The organism is Pseudomonas sp. QC2 (assembly GCF_002859085.1).
In the GTDB taxonomy this organism is placed as follows: domain Bacteria; phylum Pseudomonadota; class Gammaproteobacteria; order Pseudomonadales; family Pseudomonadaceae; genus Aquipseudomonas; species Aquipseudomonas petroselini.
Genome location: NZ_PKKS01000006.1, coordinates 17,414 through 36,532, shown reverse-complemented (window position 1 = coordinate 36,532; position 19,119 = coordinate 17,414). Strand labels below are relative to the sequence as shown.

The following is a 19,119-nucleotide window of genomic DNA, read 5'->3' as shown; positions in this document are numbered from 1 at the left end:
CCACTCCCAGCTTCTACCCTTGAGTGCATAACCCTCAGGACGACAAGCACTCATGTACAAAGACCTGAAGTTCCCCGTCCTTATCGTGCACCGCGATATCAAGGCCGACACCGTCGCCGGTGACCGGGTCCGAGGCATCGCTCGAGAGCTGGAACAGGAGGGCTTCAGTATTTTCTCGGCAGTGGACTACGCCGAGGGCCGGCTGGTGGCCTCCACCCATCATGGCCTGGCGTGCATGCTGATCGCCGCCGAAGGCGCGGGCGAGAATACCCATCTGTTGCAGAACATGGTCGAGCTGATCCGGCTCGCGCGGTTGCGGGCGCCGAATCTGCCGATCTTTGCCTTGGGCGAGCAAGTCACCCTGGAAAATGCGCCGGCTGACGCCATGAGCGAGCTTAACCAGCTGCGCGGCATTCTGTACCTGTTCGAAGACACCGTGCCGTTTCTCGCCCGGCAAGTTGCCCGTGCGGCGCGCACTTACTTGGATGGCCTGTTGCCGCCGTTCTTCAAGGCGCTGGTGCAGCACACCGCTGATTCCAACTATTCCTGGCACACCCCCGGCCATGGCGGCGGCGTGGCCTACCGCAAAAGCCCGGTGGGGCAGGCGTTCCATCAATTTTTCGGGGAAAACACCCTGCGTTCGGACTTATCGGTGTCGGTGCCCGAACTGGGCTCGCTGCTGGACCACACCGGGCCGCTGGCAGAAGCCGAGGCCCGCGCCGCCCGCAACTTTGGCGCTGACCACACTTTCTTCGTGATCAACGGCACGTCCACCGCCAACAAGATCGTGTGGCATTCCATGGTCGGGCGCGATGACCTGGTGCTGGTGGACCGCAACTGTCACAAGTCGGTGTTGCACTCGATCATCATGACCGGCGCCATCCCGTTGTACCTCTGCCCGGAGCGCAACGAACTGGGGATCATCGGCCCGATTCCCTTGAGCGAATTCAGCCCCGAGTCGATCCGCGCCAAGATCGACGCCAGCCCGTTGACCCGTGGCCGGGCGCCCAAGGTCAAGATGGCGGTGGTCACCAATTCCACCTATGACGGCCTGTGCTACAACGCCGAACTGATCAAGCAGCAATTGGGCAACAGCGTCGAGGTGCTGCATTTTGATGAGGCCTGGTACGCCTACGCGGCGTTTCATGAATTCTTCGCCGGGCGCTACGGCATGGGCACTTCGCGCACGCCGGACAGCCCGCTGGTGTTCACCACCCACTCCACCCACAAACTGCTGGCCGCGTTCAGCCAGGCCTCGATGATCCACGTGCAGGACGGCGGCGCGCGTCAGTTGGACCGTGACCGTTTCAACGAAGCCTTCATGATGCATATCTCGACGTCGCCGCAGTACAGCATCATTGCTTCGCTGGATGTGGCCTCGGCGATGATGGAAGGTCCGGCCGGGCGTTCGCTGTTGCAGGAAATGTTCGACGAAGCCCTGAGCTTCCGTCGGGCGCTGGCCAACCTGCGCCAGCACATTGCCGCCGAGGATTGGTGGTTCACCATCTGGCAACCACCGTCGGTGGCGGGCATCGACCGCGTCGTCACCGCTGATTGGCTGTTGCATCCCCAGGCTGACTGGCATGGCTTTGGCGAGGTCGCCGAGGACTACGTGCTGTTGGACCCGATCAAAGTGACGCTGGTGATGCCCGGCCTCAACGCCGGCGGCGCCCTGAGCGATTGCGGGATTCCGGCTGCCGTGGTCAGCAAGTTCCTCTGGGAGCGTGGTCTGGTGGTGGAAAAGACCGGGTTGTATTCCTTCCTCGTGCTGTTCTCCATGGGTATTACCAAAGGCAAATGGAGTACCTTGCTCACCGAATTGCTGGAGTTCAAGCGCAGCTACGACGCCAATGTGAGCCTGGCCAGTTGTTTGCCATCGGTGTTTGCCCAAGGCCCCACGCGCTATCAAGGCCTGGGCCTGCGCGACCTGTGCGACCAACTGCATAGCTGTTACCGTAGCAACGCCACTGCAAAGCACCTTAAACGGATGTATACCGTTCTGCCGGAAATCGCGATGAAACCCGCCGATGCCTACGACCAGTTGGTCAGGGGTGAAGTGGAAGCGGTTTCCATCGATGCCTTGCCAGGGCGCATCGCAGCCGTGATGCTGGTGCCTTATCCGCCCGGTATTCCACTGATCATGCCGGGCGAGCGCTTCACCGAGTCGACGCGTTCGATTATCGACTACCTGGCCTTTGCCCGGACGTTCGATAGCAGTTTCCCCGGTTTTGTCGCCGATGTTCATGGGTTACAACACGAAGATGACGGCAGTGGTCGTTGTTACACCGTCGATTGCATCAAGGGTTAAGAATGTTTATGCAAGCTGTAATGAACCCGAAGTATCCAGGGCTCAGTGTACGGGTCGCCGACGAAGGCTTTGACGCCTATGTGTGGGGCAATGATTTCAGCTTTGAAGTCAGCGCCTACGGTGAGCCGCAGATGGGCAAGCGGGTCGATCAATGGCCTGTGGAGCGCATCTTGCCGTACCGCAAGTGCTATGGCATCGATCCGGAAGAGTTCGCCAGTTTTCGCGACGCGCCCGACAGCGCGATCTTCATGGCTTACTTGGACGACCGCCCGGTAGGACACATCGTGGTCAGCACCAATTGGAACGGGTTTGCCCATGTCGACGAATTGGCCGTGGCCTTGCCCGCCCGGCGCCATGGCGTGGCCAAGGCGCTGCTGGATGTGGCGCAGTTCTGGAGCCGCAAGAAAAACCTGCCCGGCATGATGCTGGAAACCCAGAACAACAACCTCGGGGCCTGCCGTTTGTACGAGCGCTGCGGCTACGTGATGGGCGGCATCGACCACCTGCGCTATCGCGGCATTGATCCGCAAACCCGCGAAGTGGCGATTTTCTGGTATCGGCTGTTCAAGAACGAAGTCGACAAGGCTTAGCCCGCCAACAGCCCTTCGGCCTTCTGCGTCACGATCTCCAGCAGTGCATTCAGCGCTGGGGAGGTCACGCCCTCCTTGAGGGTCAGCGCATACAGGCTGACCATGATCGGCGGCGACACCGGGCACGCATCCAGCCCGGCCTCGCGTGCGCCGAACGCGGTGAAAGGGTCGACCACCGCCAGGCCTTCTCCCGCTTCCACCATGCTGCGCATCATCTGGTAAGTCTGTACGCGCGTCTGCACCACCGGCAGCGGGCGCAGGGCTTGCAGCTTGGCATCCAGCAAGCGGCTGAGCGGGTCCTGGCCTTCGAGCCCGATCATCGCTTGCCCGGCCAGGTCCTGCAGCGCGATGTACTTCTGCTTGGGTTTGAGCCAGCCATGCGGCGCGAGCAATTGCAGCTTGCCTTGGGCCAGCACGGTGCTGTGGATCTGTGGGTGTTCCGGGTCATGCAGGCTCAGGCCTACGTCGGCTTCGTGCAGCAGCAGGCTCCTGACGATCTCGCGGGTCGGCTGGCTTGACAGGTTGCACGGCGTGTCCTGGAAGCGTCGGCGCAGCAGCGCAATGCTTTGCGGCAACAGTTGATTGGCCAGGGGCGGGGTGCAGAGAGCGCGCAGGGTCGGGGCGTGATGGTGTTTCAGGCGGCTGGCGAGGCGTTGCACCGGTTCCAGCGCCTCATACACGTGGGCGATTTCCGCCTGCAGCTCCAGGGTTTCCCGTGTCGCCTGCAAGCGTCCACGGACGCTGGCGAACAGCATAAAGCCCAATTGCGCCTCGGCCTCCTTGAGCGCCGCGTCCACATCGCCCACGGAGAGTTGCAACCACTCGGCGGCCAAGCCTGGGTGTCCGGTCTGCAAGATGGCTTGAATCACTTCGATATGACGTAAACGCATCGCCGGAGTCTATGTGCAGCGCGCCGGGGATTCAATAGAATGGCTGCGCTGATCATCAACGACCAAAGCCGGCTGCCGGCATTAACAACAAAAACAGGTCTGGTCTCACATGCCTCTACCCTCGATCCTCGGGGTAACGGCCAAGCAACTGCTGGTCTTGGTGACCGTCGGGTGCGTGGCTGCTTATCTCTTCAACGCTCAAAACGAAAGCACGCCGGAAAACCTGGCACTTGAAACGTTCATCCGTTCCCAGGAACAGGTGGCCGAACAGGTGGGGGCAGTCCTGGAAGTGGCATTGGTCAGGCAGGTGGTCGCGTATCCGGGTTACCACAGCGCGGGCTACCAGCGTTCGATGTTTGCCGTGGAGGGCGAGCGGGGACGCTTGATGGTGACCTTGAAGAAGGTCGAGGGGGAGCAGGGCATTGAGGTCACGGAGATTCGCCGGCCGTGATCACCCCAGCCCAGTCGACGCCATCAATGGCCAGGACTGAGCAGGTGGATAAGGCGTGATCTTATGACGCGAGGGTGGTTTGCGACTCGCGCACGAGAATCGTGCCCGATTGAATCAACTTGAATTCGTCGCCTTCCAGCTTTTCTACACGATCGCCAATGGCCAGCTTGTAGGTGGTGGTAGGTGCCGAGCCAGCCAGGTCGCCTTGCGCCGGGTTGGATTCCTGGAACTCATGCACCGAATACACACGTCCTTCTGCGTCTCTGGCATGAAACTGTCCGACTAGTACTGCTGCCATCTGTTTAGAACCTCTGGAGATAAACACTCGATTTGCGGTTCTGTAGACCGTCAGGGAGCGGGGTAGTTTACTTACGGAATAAAAATACTATTCGCTTATCTTTTCAGATGATTCCTACATGTCACTGCGTGATGCAAATGCCCGGAGGATTATCAAAACCTTCTGGTGAACACGCCGCGAAGACTCTATAACTACAAGCTCCTTTAGTCAGACGTCGGGAACCCCCAATGAGCAAGGTCTACACCGTAGCCGTCCTGGTTGGCAGCTTGAGAAAAGACTCGATCAACCGCAAGGTCGCGCTGGCATTGGCCGAACTGGCCCCTGCTAACCTGAAGTTGAACATTGTGGAAATTGGCGACTTGCCGCTCTACAACGAAGACATTGACGGTGCGACACCGCCGGCAGCCTACAGTACTTTCCGTCAACACGTGAGCTCATCCGACGCGGTGCTGTTCGTGACCCCGGAATACAACCGCTCCGTGCCCGCGCCCTTGAAAAATGCCATCGACGTAGGTTCTCGGCCTTACGGGCAGAGCGCCTGGAGTGGCAAGCCGGGGGCGATCATCAGCGTGTCGCCGGGGGCGATTGGTGGTTTTGGCGCCAACCATCACCTGCGCCAGTCCCTGGTGTTTCTCGATGTGCCCTGCATGCAGCAGCCGGAGGCCTACCTGGGCGGCGCGGGCAGTGTATTTGACGACGCGGGCAAGGTGTCTGAAAAGACCCAGCCGTTCCTGCAGGCGTTTATTGATGCTTACGCCAAGTGGGTGGCCAAGCAGCACGGCTGATTACCCGCCCACTTAAAGCTGTTTACTCTTAATGTGGCGAGGGAGCTTGCTCCCGTTGGGCCACGAAGCGGCCCCAGGCCTTTGTTTGAAAAGACTGGGACTGCTACGCAGTCCAACGGGAGCAAGCTCCCTCGCCACAGGTATGGCGCTTCCTTGCGCCAATGAGGGTCAGCGCAACCAGTTGGTGCGCGCCAGTTCGATCACTTCATCGCCCCGGCCGCTCATCACCGCCTTGAGCATGTACAGGCTGAAGCCCTTGGCTTGTTCCAGCTTGATCGTCGGCGGCATCACCAACTCTTGGGTGGCGGTGACCACATCCACCAGCACCGGGCCATCATGGGCCAGGGCGCGGCGCAGGGCGGGCTCCAGGTCTTCGGATTGCTCCACGCGAATGCCGAGGATGCCCATGGCGTTGGACATGGCGGCGAAGTCCGGGTTTTTCAGTTCGGTACCGGCGTCCAGGTAGCCTGCGGCTTTCATCTCCATCGCGACAAAGCCCAGCGAGGCGTTATCGAACACGATGACTTTCACCGGCAGTTTCAACTGCGCTAAGGAAATGAAATCCCCCATCAACATGGCAAAGCCGCCGTCACCGGACATCGAAATCACCTGGCGATCCGGGAAGGCCGCCTGCGCGCCGATGGCCTGGGGCATGGCATTGGCCATCGAGCCGTGGTTGAACGAACCGATCAGGCGGCGCCTGCCGTTCATCTTCAAATATCGCGCAGCCCACACGGTCGGTGAGCCGACGTCGGCGGTAAAGATTGCATCGTCATCCGCCAACTCGCTGAGCAAACGCGCCACGTATTGTGGGTGGATCGGCCGATTGGCCTTCGACGGTTGAGCCAGGTCATCGAGCCCTTGGCGGGCTTTTTCATACTGCTTCAAGGAGGTCTCGAGAAAGCTGCGATCGGTCTTGCGCGTCAAGCGCGGCAGCAGGGCGTCGATGGTTTCACTGACATCGGCGGCGATGCCCAGGTCCAGCGTGGCGCGGCGGCCGAGGGCCTGCGGGTTGCGGTCAACCTGGATGATCTTGGCGTCAGTGGGGTAGAACTGGCGATAAGGAAAGTCGGTGCCGAGCATGATCAACGTGTCGCAGCCGAGCATGGCGTGGTAACCGGAGCTGAAGCCGATCAGGCCGGTCATGCCCACATCGAACGGGTTGTCCCACTCCACATGTTCCTTGCCGCGCAGGGCATGCACCACGGGTGCGCCCAGCGCGTCAGCCAGGGCCACCACTTGGTCATGGGCGCCGGCGCAACCGCTGCCGCACAGCAGGGTGACCTTCTGGCTGCTTTCCAATAGCTCGGTGAGGCGTTGCAGGTCTTGTTCCGCAGGCAATGTGCGCGGCGCGTGCAGGGCTGGCCAGGGCTTGAGCTTGTCCTCCACTTCCAGCAGCGATACGTCACCCGGAATCACCACCACTGCCACGCCGCGATTGAGGATCGCCGAACGCATGGCGCGGTGCAGCACGTGGGGCATCTGCTCGGGGTTGGTGACCAGCTCGATAAAGTGGCTGCACTCCTTGAACAACTCTTGGGGATGGGTTTCCTGGAAATAGTTCAGGCCGATCTCCGAGGACGGAATCTGTGCGGCGATCGCCAGCACCGGCACATGGTTGCGATGGCAATCGAACAAGCCATTGATCAAGTGCAGGTTACCCGGCCCGCAGCTGCCGGCGCAGACCGTCAGTTCACCCGTGGCCGCTGCTTCGGCACCGGCGGCGAAGGCCGCCACCTCCTCGTGGCGCACGTGCATCCACTCGATGCTGTCCATGGTGCGCAGGGCGTCGGTGAGGCCGTTGAGGCTGTCGCCGGTCAGGCCCCAGATACGCTTGATGCCCGCCTGTTCAAGGGTGGTCGCCAATTGCTGGGCCAGGTTGATTTTCGCCATGAAGAACTCCAATCGTCAGTGAGGTTAAAAACTGCTGATCAATAGGGGACAGTTCGATCACGGCGAATGCTCCGCCTTTAATGTGAAGATTGCGTCATGGCCGCCCGGTACTGCCGCGTGCGCCGCGCCAGAAACCATTGGTCGCGCACCAGCGCCATGCACGGCACGACGTTGGCTTTGGGCGAATGGCCGCGGCTGAGGCGGCGCATCTGGTAGCGCACCACGGCGAGTATGGCGAGGGAGGCCAGGGGCTTGCGTTGCCAGTCGATAGGCTTGAGTTGCGGGTTGGGGTCGCGGCCTTCGCGCCAGTGCTGGATCAAGTGGGGTTCCAGCGTCAGGGCGGTGGCGATCCCGGCCATGGCGACGCCACTGTCCAGTACCTGTTGCACGATGGGCAGGCGCCGGATGCCGCCGGTGACCATCACCGGCATCTTGGCGATGGTCGCCAGTTGACTGGCGAACTCAAGGAAGTACGCCTCACGCGCCAGGGTGCGGCCGTCACGCGCCTCGCCTTGCATGGCGGGTGCTTCGTAACTGCCACCGGATAACTCCAGCAGGTCGATGGGCAGCGGGTTGAGCATTTCGACCACGGCACGTGCATCGGCTTCTGCAAAACCGCCACGTTGGAAGTCGGCAGAGTTGAGTTTGACGGCGACACAAAACGACGGGCTGACGCTGGCGCGTACCGCACGGATCACTTCCAGCAACAGGCGTGCGCGGTTCTCCAGGGCGCCGCCCCAGCGGTCGATGCGTTGGTTGCTCAGTGGCGACAGGAACTGACTGAGCAAGTAGCCATGGGCGCCGTGGATCTGCACGCCGGTAAACCCGGCTTTTTCGGCCAGGCGTGCGCTGGTGGCAAAGCGCTGGATCACGTCCTGGATGTCGTCTTCGGTCATGGCCTTGGGCGTGGCAAACATCTTCGAGAAACCACCGAGGTCGAGTGCCACGGCGGACGGTGCAATGGCTTGCTGGCGTAGGTTGGCCGGCGTCTGGCGGCCTGGGTGGCTGAGTTGTACCCAGAAGTGCACGCCGTTGCCGCGGGCGACGTCGGCCCACTCACTGAAGCTCGCCAGGTATTGCTCATCCTCAAGGGCCACGCCGCCGGGGCCGGTCATGGCGCGGCGGTCGACCATCACGTTGCCGGTGATCAACAAACCGGGATTACCGGCGGCCCAGGCTTTGTAAAGCTGCTTCAATTCACGGGACGGCGCCTGATTGCCATCGGCCATGTTTTCTTCCATCGCCGCTTTGGCGATGCGGTTGGAGAGGACTTGGCCATTGGGCAGTTGCAGGGCTTCAAAGGGTGACATGGGTTGACTCCTGGGCAGGGGAGGTCTCAGGCTAAGCTTAAAGTTAACTTTAATGTCAAGCAGGTGCGGTGATGAATATTGGTGAGCTGGCAAAGCAGAGCGGGCTGGCGGCGTCGCGGATCCGCTTTTATGAGGCCGAAGGGCTGATCAGCCAGGTGGGGCGCCAGGCAAACGGTTACCGGCGTTACGCGCCGGAGGCGCTGCAAACCCTGCAACTGATCCAGAGCGCGCAGCAGGCAGGTTTTACCTTGCAGGAACTCAAGGCGCTGATGCCTGCGCCGGGCGAGCACAAGCGCGAGGCGTTGATTGAGGCACTGGAATGCAAGGTCGTGCAGATCGAAGAGATGCAGGCGCAGTTAGCCCACAGCAAGGCGCAGTTGCTGGGGGTGATCGAGGCAGTGCGGGCGCAGCCGGAAGGCGTGCCGTGTTCGATGGGGCAGAAGCAGGTGCTGGCGTCGATCAAGACCGGTCTACAGAGCAAGTAGATGCCAATGTGAGAGGGGGCTTGCCCCCGATAGCAGAGGGCCAGTCAACAGATTCATTGACTGATCCACCGCCATCGGGGGCAAGCCCCCTCCCACATTTGAGACTCAGCGCCGACGGAACAACGGCAGCGGTTCATCCGTTGCCGCCTGGTACGTCACCGAAAAGTCCTTGAGGCTTTCCAGCGCTTCGTACGGGTCTTTGTCGGCGCGCAGGGCGAAGGCATCGAACCCGCAGCGGCGCAGGTAGAACAGTTGGTCGCGCAGCACGTCGCCAATCGCGCGCAGCTCGCCTTTGTAACCGTAACGGTCGCGCAGCAGGCGTGCGTTGGAGTAGTTACGCCCGTCGGTGAAGGCCGGGAAGTTCAGGGCGATGACTTGGAAGTGTTCCACGTCCTCACCGATTTCTTCGGCTTCTTCATCGGCGTCCAGCCACACACCCAGGCCGCCATCGCGGGCCTTGAGGGCGTGGCCGTGTTCGCGCCACAGTGCCAACGGCACGATCAGGTCGTCGCAGTTGGAGATGCCGTCGAAGCTCGCGTCCTTGGGCAGCAGGTGCCAGGTTTCGTCGAGGACTTCGTTGTTCTTAATGATTCGCTGCATAGACGCGCTCCTTGAACAGGTCAATGCCGATGCGCTGGTAGGTGTCGATGAAACGCTCATCTTCGGTGCGCTGTTCGATGTACACGTCGATCAGCTTGCCGATCACCTCGGGCATGGCTTCCTGGGCGAAGGACGGGCCGAGGATCTTGCCCAGGCTCGCATCGCGGCTGGCGCTGCCACCCAGGGACACTTGGTAGAATTCTTCGCCTTTCTTGTCCACGCCCAGGATGCCGATGTGGCCGACGTGGTGGTGACCACAGGCGTTCATGCAACCGGAGATGTTCAGGTCCAGCTCGCCGATGTCGAACAGGTAGTCCAGGTCGTCGAAACGGCGCTGGATCGATTCGGCGATCGGGATCGACTTGGCGTTGGCCAGGGAGCAGAAATCGCCGCCCGGGCAGCAGATGATGTCGGTCAGCAGGCCGATGTTCGGCGTGGCGAAACCGCCTTCGCGCAGCTCGCCCCACAGGGTGAACAGTTGGCTCTGTTCCACGTCCGCCAGGATGATGTTCTGCTCGTGGGAGGTGCGCAGTTGGCCGAAGCTGTAGCGCTCGGCCAGGTCGGCCACGGCGTCCAGCTGCTTGTCGGTGATATCGCCCGGTGCAACACCGGTCGGTTTCAGCGACAGGGTGACCGCCACATAACCCGGCTTCTTGTGCGCCAGGGTGTTGCGGGTGCGCCAGCGGGCGAAGCCTGGATGCTCTTTATCCAGCGCTGCGAGCTCGGCGTCCTGATTGCTCAGGGCCTTGTACTCAGGGTCGACGAAGTGTTTGGCGACGCGGTGCACTTCGGCTTCGGTCAGGGTGGTCTGGCCGCCGCGCAGGTGTTCCATCTCGGCGTCGACTTTCTGGGCGAAAACCTCAGGGGTCAGCGCTTTTACCAGGATCTTGATCCGGGCCTTGTATTTGTTGTCACGACGGCCATAGCGGTTGTAGACCCGCAGGATGGCGTCGAGGTAGCTCAACAGGTCCTGCCACGGCAGGAACTCGTTGATAAACGCGCCGACCACGGGCGTACGGCCCAGGCCACCGCCGACCAGTACACGGAAACCCAGCTCGCCGGCCGCGTTGTGCACCGGCTCCAGGCCGATATCGTGCACTTCGATGGCAGCGCGGTCCGAGGTCGAGCCATTGATGGCGATCTTGAACTTGCGCGGCAGGTAGGCGAATTCTGGGTGGAAGGTGGTCCATTGACGGACGATTTCGCACCAGGGGCGTGGGTCGATCAGTTCGTCAGCGGCCACGCCGGCGAATTGGTCGGTGGTCACGTTGCGCAGGCAGTTACCGCTGGTCTGAATGGCGTGCATTTGCACGGTCGCCAGTTCAGCCAGGATGTCCGGCACATCTTCCAGGGCCGGCCAGTTGAACTGTACGTTCTGGCGGGTACTGATGTGGGCATAGCCTTTGTCGAAGTCACGGGCAATCTTGGCCATCATGCGCGTCTGGCGCGAAGTCAGTTGGCCATAAGGCACGGCCACCCGCAGCATCGGCGCAAAGCGCTGAACATAAAGGCCATTTTGCAGGCGCAGAGGGCGGAACTCTTCTTCGCTCAGTTCACCTGCTAGGTAGCGTCGGGTCTGATCACGGAACTGCTTGACGCGGTCCTCGATGATGCGCTGATCGTATTCGTCGTATACGTACATATAGGTCCTGTTCTCGGCAAATCTGCGCGCACGGCCGCGCACTCCCAACGGAGCGGGGGCACGATACCAGTTTGCGTTTATGCGCAAAAGTGATGTTTGAGTATATGCAAAGAACCAAATCGACTAATGAGATTGATTATCTCGATATCCACATTTGTCATAGGGGCAAGTGTGGACTTTACTGTGGTCGAGTCTTAATGCAATCACCTATAAAACCGACAAGAGGCGATGCGATGAGCAATTCGACAAAAGCCCGTAAACCCGACAGCACCGTTGATGCCTGGGCCATTCTGTTTCTGATCATCCTGGTGGTGGGAACCGCCGTGTTCTGGGTCAGCCATCAGTAGGAAGAGGGCGAGATCCGCAGCAGGACCCGTAACATCCGGAATAAGGGAACGGCCCGCTCGTTCCCTTATTCCGCGTGCTCTACACCCCCGCCAAGTGCAACACCAGCTTGACGATGCCGAACAGCGTCAAGGCGAACACGGCCGTGAACAGAATGCCTAGGACGACAAAGTGGCTGGGCTTGCCGTGCGTGAAGTCACGTGCGCGATTCTTCCCGCTTTGCACGCCGAAGGCGGCAGCGACCACGCTGTGGAGCATTTGCCAGAACGTTGGCGGTTTGTTGCCTGAGTCGTCCATAACACCCTCCCGGTTCAGGGTTAGCGCCCTGTGTATCCAGCATAGTCAGTTCCGCGGCAATGACCGCAGCGAAACCAACACAACAGAACCCGCGCAACTATGCACCGCTTCGCCCGTTGATCCGCGTGATGTCCTGAGGCTCCCTAAACAGCATCAGGAACCCATGCCTCATGTCACCACTCGACAGCCCCATCAGCGAGGGGCTTCACGTCTCCTTTATCAAAGGACGCCTGCCCAAGTGGCTCGAACAACTGACGACCGCCGACATCCCGCGATTGCATCGCGCGCGCGACCCGCTGCAGGCGTTAACAGCCGCCCAGCCTGAGCTTTTTGCCAGTGCCCGGCCTGCGTTGCGCCGAGCATTGCTGGATAGCCAGGCCGGCTACTTGTCCGCCAGTCAAACCCTGGCCAAGACCCTGGCGAGCTTCAAGACCCTCACCGACTTCGCCACACCGTTGCTCAACCAGGCGTTGCGCGACACTTTTGGCCTGGCACCGGACGTCAACAAAACCCAGCTTTTTCATCTGCGCGCGCCCAATCGTGCCGACGCCCAGAGCCTGTTGCAGGCGGCACTGCGCAACTTCGAGGCCGATGAGCCGTTCGATGAGGTGGCGCTGCAGGAAACCAGCGCCTTGGCGCCAGAAGATGCACTGGAACAACACCGCTACGATGAAACTGAGCACTACCCGTTTGGCAGGGTGCGTTACCGCATTCGTGACAAGCTGGCGATCAAGCCTGAAGCATTTGCCCAACTGTGTCGCACACTGGACCTGGGCACGCAGTATCAGGACCACATTGGCGCGGTGTTTGAAACCCCGGCCACGGCCGACGAGGTACGCCGGCAGACAATCGCGGCCAACAAGGCCGGTTTGCGCTTGCAGGCGCACATTGCGCGCTTGCAATCCAATCTTGATGAAACGGCCTACGCGACCTTACTGGCGATACTCGATGACCACCCTGGGCCAATGCTGGATGGCTACCCGGTGGTGTACAGCCAATTGACCGTGCTGGGCGCGGCATTGAGCGATGTGCTGATTATCGGCTCAGCCCCACGCAAGCCTGGGACTACGCTGGTCTTTCCCACGCATTTGCCGGTACCGCCTGCGGGTGAGTACCTGGTACGTGATACACGCATCATCGTCTACATCCCGGGTGATCCGGCCAGTCCAGTCAAGGAGTACCCGTCACTCAAGGCGTTTGCCCAGGCATTGGCCGTCAAGCTGCGTTCGCCGACTTATCAGCGCTTCTTTGCGGGGTTCTTGCCCCAGGACGAGTCGGCGAACTTTTTCCACCGCCTCAGGCGTCAGCTCAAGGTGTACCGCTGGAACCCAAACCCGAAACCGCCTGGGCCTGGCTATAACCCTGACGCGTTCGTCGATGGCATCTTCGAAGAAGTCTGGAACGACGAACTCGATCTGCACCCCGACGAGACATTTCACAAGCCCGAGATTTTTTCCACGCTGTATGACCGCCATCTGGAGCGGATCAAGGCGAATGCCAGGTTGCTGGCGGTACCCACCGCAGAGGTCGACCACAAGGCCTGGATCGAACGGCTCAAGCACTATGCCGAGTGGGGCCTGAACGTGCTGAATGTCGCGGCGTTTTTCGTGCCGGGCCTTGGGGAAGTGATGCTGGCGGTGACCGCCGCCCAACTGACGTACGAGGTGTACCAGGGCGTCGAGGCCTGGCAGGTGGGGGATGCCGATGAGGCCTGGCAGCAGTTGGCGTCGGTGTTGCAGAACGTTGTCTTCATGGCAGCGCTGGGTGCGGTGGCGGCCAGGGCTCCGGTGGTCAAGGCCAGTGCTTTTGTGGACGGTTTGCACAGGGTCAAGCTGCCTTTTGGTGAAACACGCCTGTGGAACGCCGACCTGCGTGCGTACAAAAGCGCAGTCATGCTGCCTCCCGCCCTTAAGCCAAACGCCCTGGGCCAGTATGAGGTCGGCGGCAAGACTTACATTCGTCTGCAGGGCCAGGTGTATGAAAAGACCTTCGACGCCACGCTCAACCAGTGGCGGATCAAGCACCCCAGCGATCCCAACGCCTACCAGCCGGTGTTGAGCCACAACCACGCGGGCGCCTGGCGCCACCGCTTCGAACGGCCACACACCTGGGATCGTTTGACGTTGTTGCGCCGGATAGGGCCGTCGACCGATGCCTTCAGTGATGCGCAGCTGCTGCAGGTCGCCGAAATCAGCGGTGTCGACGACGACGCTTTGCGCCGGATGCATAGTGATCAAAAGGCGCCGCCTGCACAGTTGGCGGAAACCCTGAAGCAATTTCGGATTGATCGGCAGGTGCATGAACTGATTGACCAGGCGCGCGCGGGGCAGCGCGTGCCGGACAACCGCTACAACTATGTGCCGCCACTGGTCGTCGACATGCCACGTTGGCCGCGCGGGCGCTGTATCGAGGTGTTCGACGGGCCTGGACTCACGGGCAAGTCAAGCCGGTGGGGCACGTCGGTCGGGGGCGTCAAACCGGTGATTCAGGTCACGCACCTGCAAGTGTCCAGCAGCCAACTGCCCGAGCTGATTCTGGCGGCGTTGGATGAGCCGGAAATTACCGGTTTGCTTGGCGGTGAGGGCGCACGGGTGGTCGCTGAGCGGGTCGCGGTGTTCAGGGAGCAGATTGCCGATTTTCTGCAAACCCAGAAGGCGACGATCTTCGACAGCATCGCGCGCGGTACCGAGCCCGTCGTGCCCGCGTTGGAGGACGTGCGGCGCAGCTTTCGCGGGCTCTCGACCGCAGCGGCGCGCGAGGTATTGGCCAACGCTACGCCAGCTGAACACGTGCACCTGTCGCAGACCAAGCGCCTGCCGCTGAAGATGGCGGAACGGGCCCGGATCCTGTTGCAGCAGGACCGCTTGAGTCGCGCGTGCGCGGGGCTCTATCTGGAAAGCCTGGCCTCCACCGACAGCGACCGCCTGGCACTGCACGCCCTGGAGCATCTGGCAGGTTGGTCCGACGCGGTGCGCCTTGAAGTGCGAGAGACCGGCGTGGAAGGGCCGTTGCTGGACAGTATCGGCAGCGAGACGGCACCGCAGCGAAAATACCTGGTCAAGCACGACAATCAATTCCAGGCCTTCGACGATAACGGCAACGCGTTGAACAGCGTGCCCCGGCACGGACGCAATCTGTTTGCATCCATCCTGCACGCGTTGCCGGACGGCGCGCGCGGTGATTTGGGGCTGCCCCATGTGGGCCAGTCCGGCGAGCTGCAAAAAGCCCTGGCGGAGTACGCAGTGGGGCATCGCGAGACGATGTCCCGTGCCTTGGGCCAGCAGCCGATCAAACCGCGCTTCAAGCGGCTGCAGCCTGGTTACACCGGCTACGCAGGGTTCCCGGTCAACCCGCAATGGGTGGCCAGGGTGCGTGATATCTATCCGCAGATTGACCACCGCTCGGCCATCCAATTTGTCCAGGGGCAGTCACTGGCCGGTCAAACCGATCAGCAAATGTTCAGCCTGCTCAGCAGTCGCCAGAGTGTGCTGGAGCGCTTACAGGGCACGCTGCAACAGTGGGTCGGGGCGAACGAGCCTACAGAGCGTTTTCAGGCCACGGTGGAGCAGTCGCCTGAGCGCATCGTGGCCGAAGGTCTGCGCCTCATGAGGCGTGCGCTGGCCAGTGAGTTGATCAACTGTTGGCGCTCGACGCCCTATCGTGGCGTAGCTGTCAACGAACACCTGGATTTATCGGGCGTCGAAAACCTGCCCCGGCTGGAGGCGGATTTTTCCCATGTGGTCAGGCTGACAGTGAACGCTGCCGATTTGGAGGGGCCCGCCGGTGCGGCGTTGCTCGAGCAATTCCCATCGGTCAGCCGCCTGTCGGTATCACTGGCCGAAGGCAACGCGCTGCCGCCGGCTATTGCGCGCAACGCTGCCATCACCGCGTTGCATGTGCACGGCGACAACCTGGCGTACTCGGCGGCACTGCAGCAGCAGTTGAACGGCATGGCGCACCTTGAACACTTGAGCCTGAGAGGCACGATGGAGGGCATCGACGTCAGTGAACTAAAGAAGCTCAAGTCGCTGGACCTCACGTTTTGCCAACTGACTCGTTGGCCGACAGGTGTGCTGGACCTACCACAGCTGGAAGCATTGAGGCTGGACGGCAACCCGATTGCAAGCGTGCCGGCGCCGTTATTCGTCGGCCACGAGCGCTTATGGCGCGGGTTGAGCCTGGGGTGGTCAAGGCTCGACCACGCGTCGTTCATGTCGGTGTATCGCTACCTGTTTGAGCATCCCGCTCACTTGGCGGACGTCCAGAGCATGACCGAAATGTACCGCGTAGAGTGTTTGGACGGGTTATTGAACACGGCCAGAGCGCATTATCCGGTGGGTTTACGGGCGCCGGGAATTTCGGCTGAGGCCATGCTCGATGAAATCGGCACCTTGCGTCAGGCGTACGCTGACCTGGTCCGCGAGTTGGGTGAGTGGCGGGTCAAGGCGGTCAGGGTCGAACGCTATGCGGCTGACCGCTACCACCGGGAGGACGTTGCTGACCGGCTATTAGCGTGCTGGCGCAACGGCTTGCTGGAGCGTTTCGGTGATGTGCGTGAGCGACCGCCGGTTAACCGAGTGCTTTACCTGTCAGGCGGCAGGCTGAGCGACCTGCCGCATTTGCCTGGAGGCGCTTTTCCGCACATTCGCAGTTTGTCCCTCAGTGGATTGAGTCTGACCGAGCCTGAACTCAGCACGTTTTTGCGCAAATTCCCCCAGGTCGAAACGCTCGATCTATCCCGGATGCGGCTGCATGATCTGCCGTCGGCGATTGAAGGCATGGGGCAGCTTAAAGCATTGGAGCTGCAGGGCAATTATTTGACTGTTACCGCTGAGATGCAGGCTCGTCTGAATCAACTGACGGCCCTTGAGCGCCTCGACCTGAGCCGAAACCGACTGGGCACACTGGATGTCAGTGCCCTGCGAGGGCTTAAATCGCTGAACGTGAGTGCCACGGCTATCGTCGAGTGGCCGACGGGGGGGCTTGACTTACCGCACCTGCAACAACTGAACCTTGGCCGCAGTGGCATCACGACGGTTCCTGCGGTGGAACAACCCCACCAGGTCCGACTTGTGGCTACAGCTAACCTGCGAGGCTGCCCACTGACCGACGCCGCTTTTTCACAGCGCGACGAGATTATCGCGCGCTTCAGCACCACGCAGGGTTCGTCCGTGACCTCACACGTGTTACAGGCACGAACAAATTGGGGTGAACGGGAATATTACCCGGCGCCTGACGACGAACTTTTCTCCTCGAGCGTGTTACCTCAGCTTTCACCCGAACCCCTTGAGGGTGAGCCGTCAATGAGCGCCCCGGCAAGGTTGCGCCTGCTGGACCCGGCAATGGGCGAAAGGGAAGCGCAGCAGATCGTTGACCGTTTGCGCAGCCAGCACTTCACGTTGCTGCAAATCGACGCACGCATTTCGGCGTGGCGCCAGGAGTACCAGGCATTCAGAAGCGCGCTCAACACCTGGATCGATATCAAGCCTTTCCAGTTGCTCGACGAAAGGGTAACGCCGACGTTACGGCGAAGGGCTGCCGACGCGATTCTGAGTGTATGGCGCCAAGAAAACCTGGCGCAAATGCCTGCGCGGGAACTCACCCTGGATTTGTCGCGGGCGCATGTGGGCGATTTGCCCGCGTTGCCCGCAACACTGGAACAGGTCACGTCCCTGAGCTTGAACATGGCCAGGATCAGTGAGCAGGGCTCCAATGATTTTCTCAAGGCGTTCCCCAATCTGCGCCACCTTGACCTGGGCGGTAATGGGCTCGATCAGTTGCCCGACGCGGTCAGCAGCCTGCAACACTTGGTCCAACTGGATGTTTCCAATAACTACCTGACCCACACGCCGGCGTTGCAACAAGGGCTGGGCAGCCTGCCCGAACTGCAACGACTCAATCTGGGCTGGAACAGCCTGGAAGGCTTGGATTTCAGTGCATTTACCCGGCTGGAGTCCTTGGATTTGCGTAGCAATCAATTGACTCAATGGCCCCACGGCGTCCTTCAGGCCCCGGAACTCAAGTACCTGGACCTGCGCAACAACCAGTTGACGAGCATCCCCGAAGAAGCCCTGCAAGGTCATGACCCGTTGATGCGTGGCACCGACCTGCGGGACAACCTGCTGTCCCGTGAAACCATGGCGCAGATCTATGACTACTGGCAGGACACTCACATCAACTTTCGCTTCACCTCGCGTGAGCTTGAGCATGGTTTCGAGGGCGCGGATACCGAGACGACCTCCTATGAAGTGAGTGAAGCCGACAGTGACAGTGAGCCTGAGGACGTGACCGAGCAAGAGGCCCATCAGCTCGACCGTTGGCTTGGCAGCGCTGAAACCGATGCGCCTCAAAAACAGCTTATTTGGCGGGCACTCAAGGCTCGTGAAGGTCACCAACACTTCTTCAGTGTCATTGCCGAACTCAAGGAAACCCGTGACTTCACCACTGATCGGCGTGGGCTCACCGCACGCGTGTGGCGATTGCTGGAGGCTGCCCACAGCGACGACGCGCTCCGGGAGTTGCTGTTTGCCCAAGCGAATGCGGATTACACCTGCGGTGACGGGCGGATGCTCAACTTTACCGACCTGACCCTCAAGGCGTTGGAGTTCAATGCTTTGAAAAACGTCGAAGCCGGGCAGGAAGGGCCCGTACTGCTGCGACTGGGTAAAGGGTTGTTTCGTCTGGATAAAGTCGAGGCATTGGCCCGTGAGGTCATTCGGCGCAAGCCGCGAATCGACCCGGCGGAGATTCGCATGGCTTACCGTGTCGGTCTGGCCGAGCGCCTGCAATTACCCGAGCAGCCGCGGGGGATGTTGTATGTCGGGGCGTCCGGCGTGACGCCGGCAGACCTCGATGTCATGTTCGCCCATGTGACCCAGGCGGAGCAGGGTGAAGAGCTGCTCCAGGACCTGATAGCGCGTGGGTTTTGGTCGGACCACCTGAAGATCAAATACCGCAGCCGGTTCGTCGCGCTGCAAGCCCGTCGAGAGGCGGAGCATGTGCGCCTGGAAAACCTGTATCCCGACTTTGGCGAGCGCTATCGGGAGGCCTTGATCCATTGCGACCTGGAACTTCAAATTGAAGCCGTCAACCTCACACTTGAATTGACCAGGCTGGAACGCACCGAGATCGGCCAGTAAAGCCCTAAAGGCTCAGCGGCTTGCCGGCAGCGACGGCCTAAACATCTACCGCCTTGACGGCAGGTGGCGGTGATTTCCTGATGCCT

13 protein-coding genes are annotated in these 19,119 nt (G+C 61.0%); 6 read left to right on the top strand and 7 right to left on the bottom strand.

Annotation, left to right across the window (positions count from 1 at the left end):
* Positions 1–52 precede the first annotated feature (52 nt).
* On the top strand, positions 53–2,308 hold the full coding sequence (locus QCBJ_RS05970; RefSeq protein WP_012723843.1) for an Orn/Lys/Arg decarboxylase N-terminal domain-containing protein: 2,256 nt from the start codon (positions 53–55) through the stop codon (positions 2,306–2,308).
* An 8-nt stretch (positions 2,309–2,316) separates the two neighbouring features.
* Entirely contained in the window at positions 2,317–2,898 is a 582-nt protein-coding gene (locus QCBJ_RS05965) for a GNAT family N-acetyltransferase (RefSeq protein ID WP_043206225.1), read from the top strand.
* Here the strand turns inward: QCBJ_RS05965 and QCBJ_RS05960 are convergent.
* On the bottom strand, positions 2,895–3,788 hold the full coding sequence (locus QCBJ_RS05960) for a LysR substrate-binding domain-containing protein (RefSeq protein ID WP_012723845.1): 894 nt from the start codon (positions 3,786–3,788) through the stop codon (positions 2,895–2,897). The two genes, QCBJ_RS05965 and QCBJ_RS05960, sit on opposite strands and share 4 nt — an antisense overlap.
* Before the next feature lie 109 nt (positions 3,789–3,897).
* Here QCBJ_RS05960 and QCBJ_RS05955 point away from each other — a divergent pair, with 109 nt between their 5' ends.
* Positions 3,898–4,239: a hypothetical protein gene (locus tag QCBJ_RS05955; RefSeq protein WP_102060304.1), complete on the top strand. Its 342-nt coding sequence runs from the start codon at positions 3,898–3,900 to the stop codon at positions 4,237–4,239.
* A gap of 61 nt (positions 4,240–4,300) precedes the next feature.
* Here the strand turns inward: QCBJ_RS05955 and QCBJ_RS05950 are convergent, their stop codons facing one another.
* Positions 4,301–4,537 carry a hypothetical protein gene (locus QCBJ_RS05950; RefSeq protein WP_016979714.1) on the bottom strand — a complete coding sequence of 79 codons (237 nt, stop codon included), beginning with the start codon at positions 4,535–4,537 and terminating at the stop codon, positions 4,301–4,303.
* 227 nt (positions 4,538–4,764) lie between these two features.
* On the opposite strand from QCBJ_RS05950, the gene QCBJ_RS05945 reads away from it, so the two are divergent.
* Positions 4,765–5,322, top strand: coding sequence for an NADPH-dependent FMN reductase (locus tag QCBJ_RS05945; protein ID WP_102060303.1), 558 nt, complete (start codon positions 4,765–4,767; stop codon positions 5,320–5,322).
* Between the two features lie 168 nt (positions 5,323–5,490).
* On the opposite strand, the gene poxB is transcribed toward QCBJ_RS05945, so the two are convergent.
* Together poxB and QCBJ_RS05935 are read right to left on the bottom strand one after the other, a co-directional pair.
* Positions 5,491–7,215 (bottom strand): ubiquinone-dependent pyruvate dehydrogenase, encoded by a 1,725-nt coding sequence (poxB, locus tag QCBJ_RS05940; protein WP_102060302.1) that lies wholly within the window; start codon positions 7,213–7,215, stop codon positions 5,491–5,493.
* A gap of 77 nt (positions 7,216–7,292) precedes the next feature.
* Complete coding sequence (locus QCBJ_RS05935; protein ID WP_102060301.1) at positions 7,293–8,525, bottom strand: NADH:flavin oxidoreductase/NADH oxidase family protein; 1,233 nt, start codon at positions 8,523–8,525, stop codon at positions 7,293–7,295.
* A gap of 71 nt (positions 8,526–8,596) precedes the next feature.
* On the opposite strand from QCBJ_RS05935, the gene QCBJ_RS05930 reads away from it, so the two are divergent.
* The gene (locus QCBJ_RS05930; protein ID WP_043205247.1) at positions 8,597–9,010 is read left to right on the top strand and encodes a MerR family transcriptional regulator; all 414 of its coding nucleotides are present in this window, start codon (positions 8,597–8,599) and stop codon (positions 9,008–9,010) included.
* 105 nt (positions 9,011–9,115) lie between these two features.
* Here the strand turns inward: QCBJ_RS05930 and QCBJ_RS05925 are convergent, their stop codons facing one another.
* The 3 genes from QCBJ_RS05925 to QCBJ_RS05910 form a co-directional block, all read right to left on the bottom strand.
* Entirely contained in the window at positions 9,116–9,610 is a 495-nt protein-coding gene (locus tag QCBJ_RS05925) for a DUF934 domain-containing protein (protein ID WP_012723852.1), read from the bottom strand.
* The gene (locus QCBJ_RS05920) at positions 9,594–11,252 is read right to left on the bottom strand and encodes a nitrite/sulfite reductase (RefSeq protein ID WP_012723853.1); all 1,659 of its coding nucleotides are present in this window, start codon (positions 11,250–11,252) and stop codon (positions 9,594–9,596) included. The genes QCBJ_RS05925 and QCBJ_RS05920 overlap by 17 nt, the downstream gene beginning before the upstream one ends.
* A gap of 426 nt (positions 11,253–11,678) precedes the next feature.
* Positions 11,679–11,894, bottom strand: coding sequence for a DUF2970 domain-containing protein (locus QCBJ_RS05910; RefSeq protein WP_012723854.1), 216 nt, complete (start codon positions 11,892–11,894; stop codon positions 11,679–11,681).
* 170 nt (positions 11,895–12,064) lie between these two features.
* Between QCBJ_RS05910 and QCBJ_RS05905 the strand changes: the two genes are divergently transcribed.
* Positions 12,065–19,033 carry an NEL-type E3 ubiquitin ligase domain-containing protein gene (locus QCBJ_RS05905; protein WP_102060299.1) on the top strand — a complete coding sequence of 2,323 codons (6,969 nt, stop codon included), beginning with the start codon at positions 12,065–12,067 and terminating at the stop codon, positions 19,031–19,033.
* Positions 19,034–19,119 lie beyond the last annotated feature (86 nt).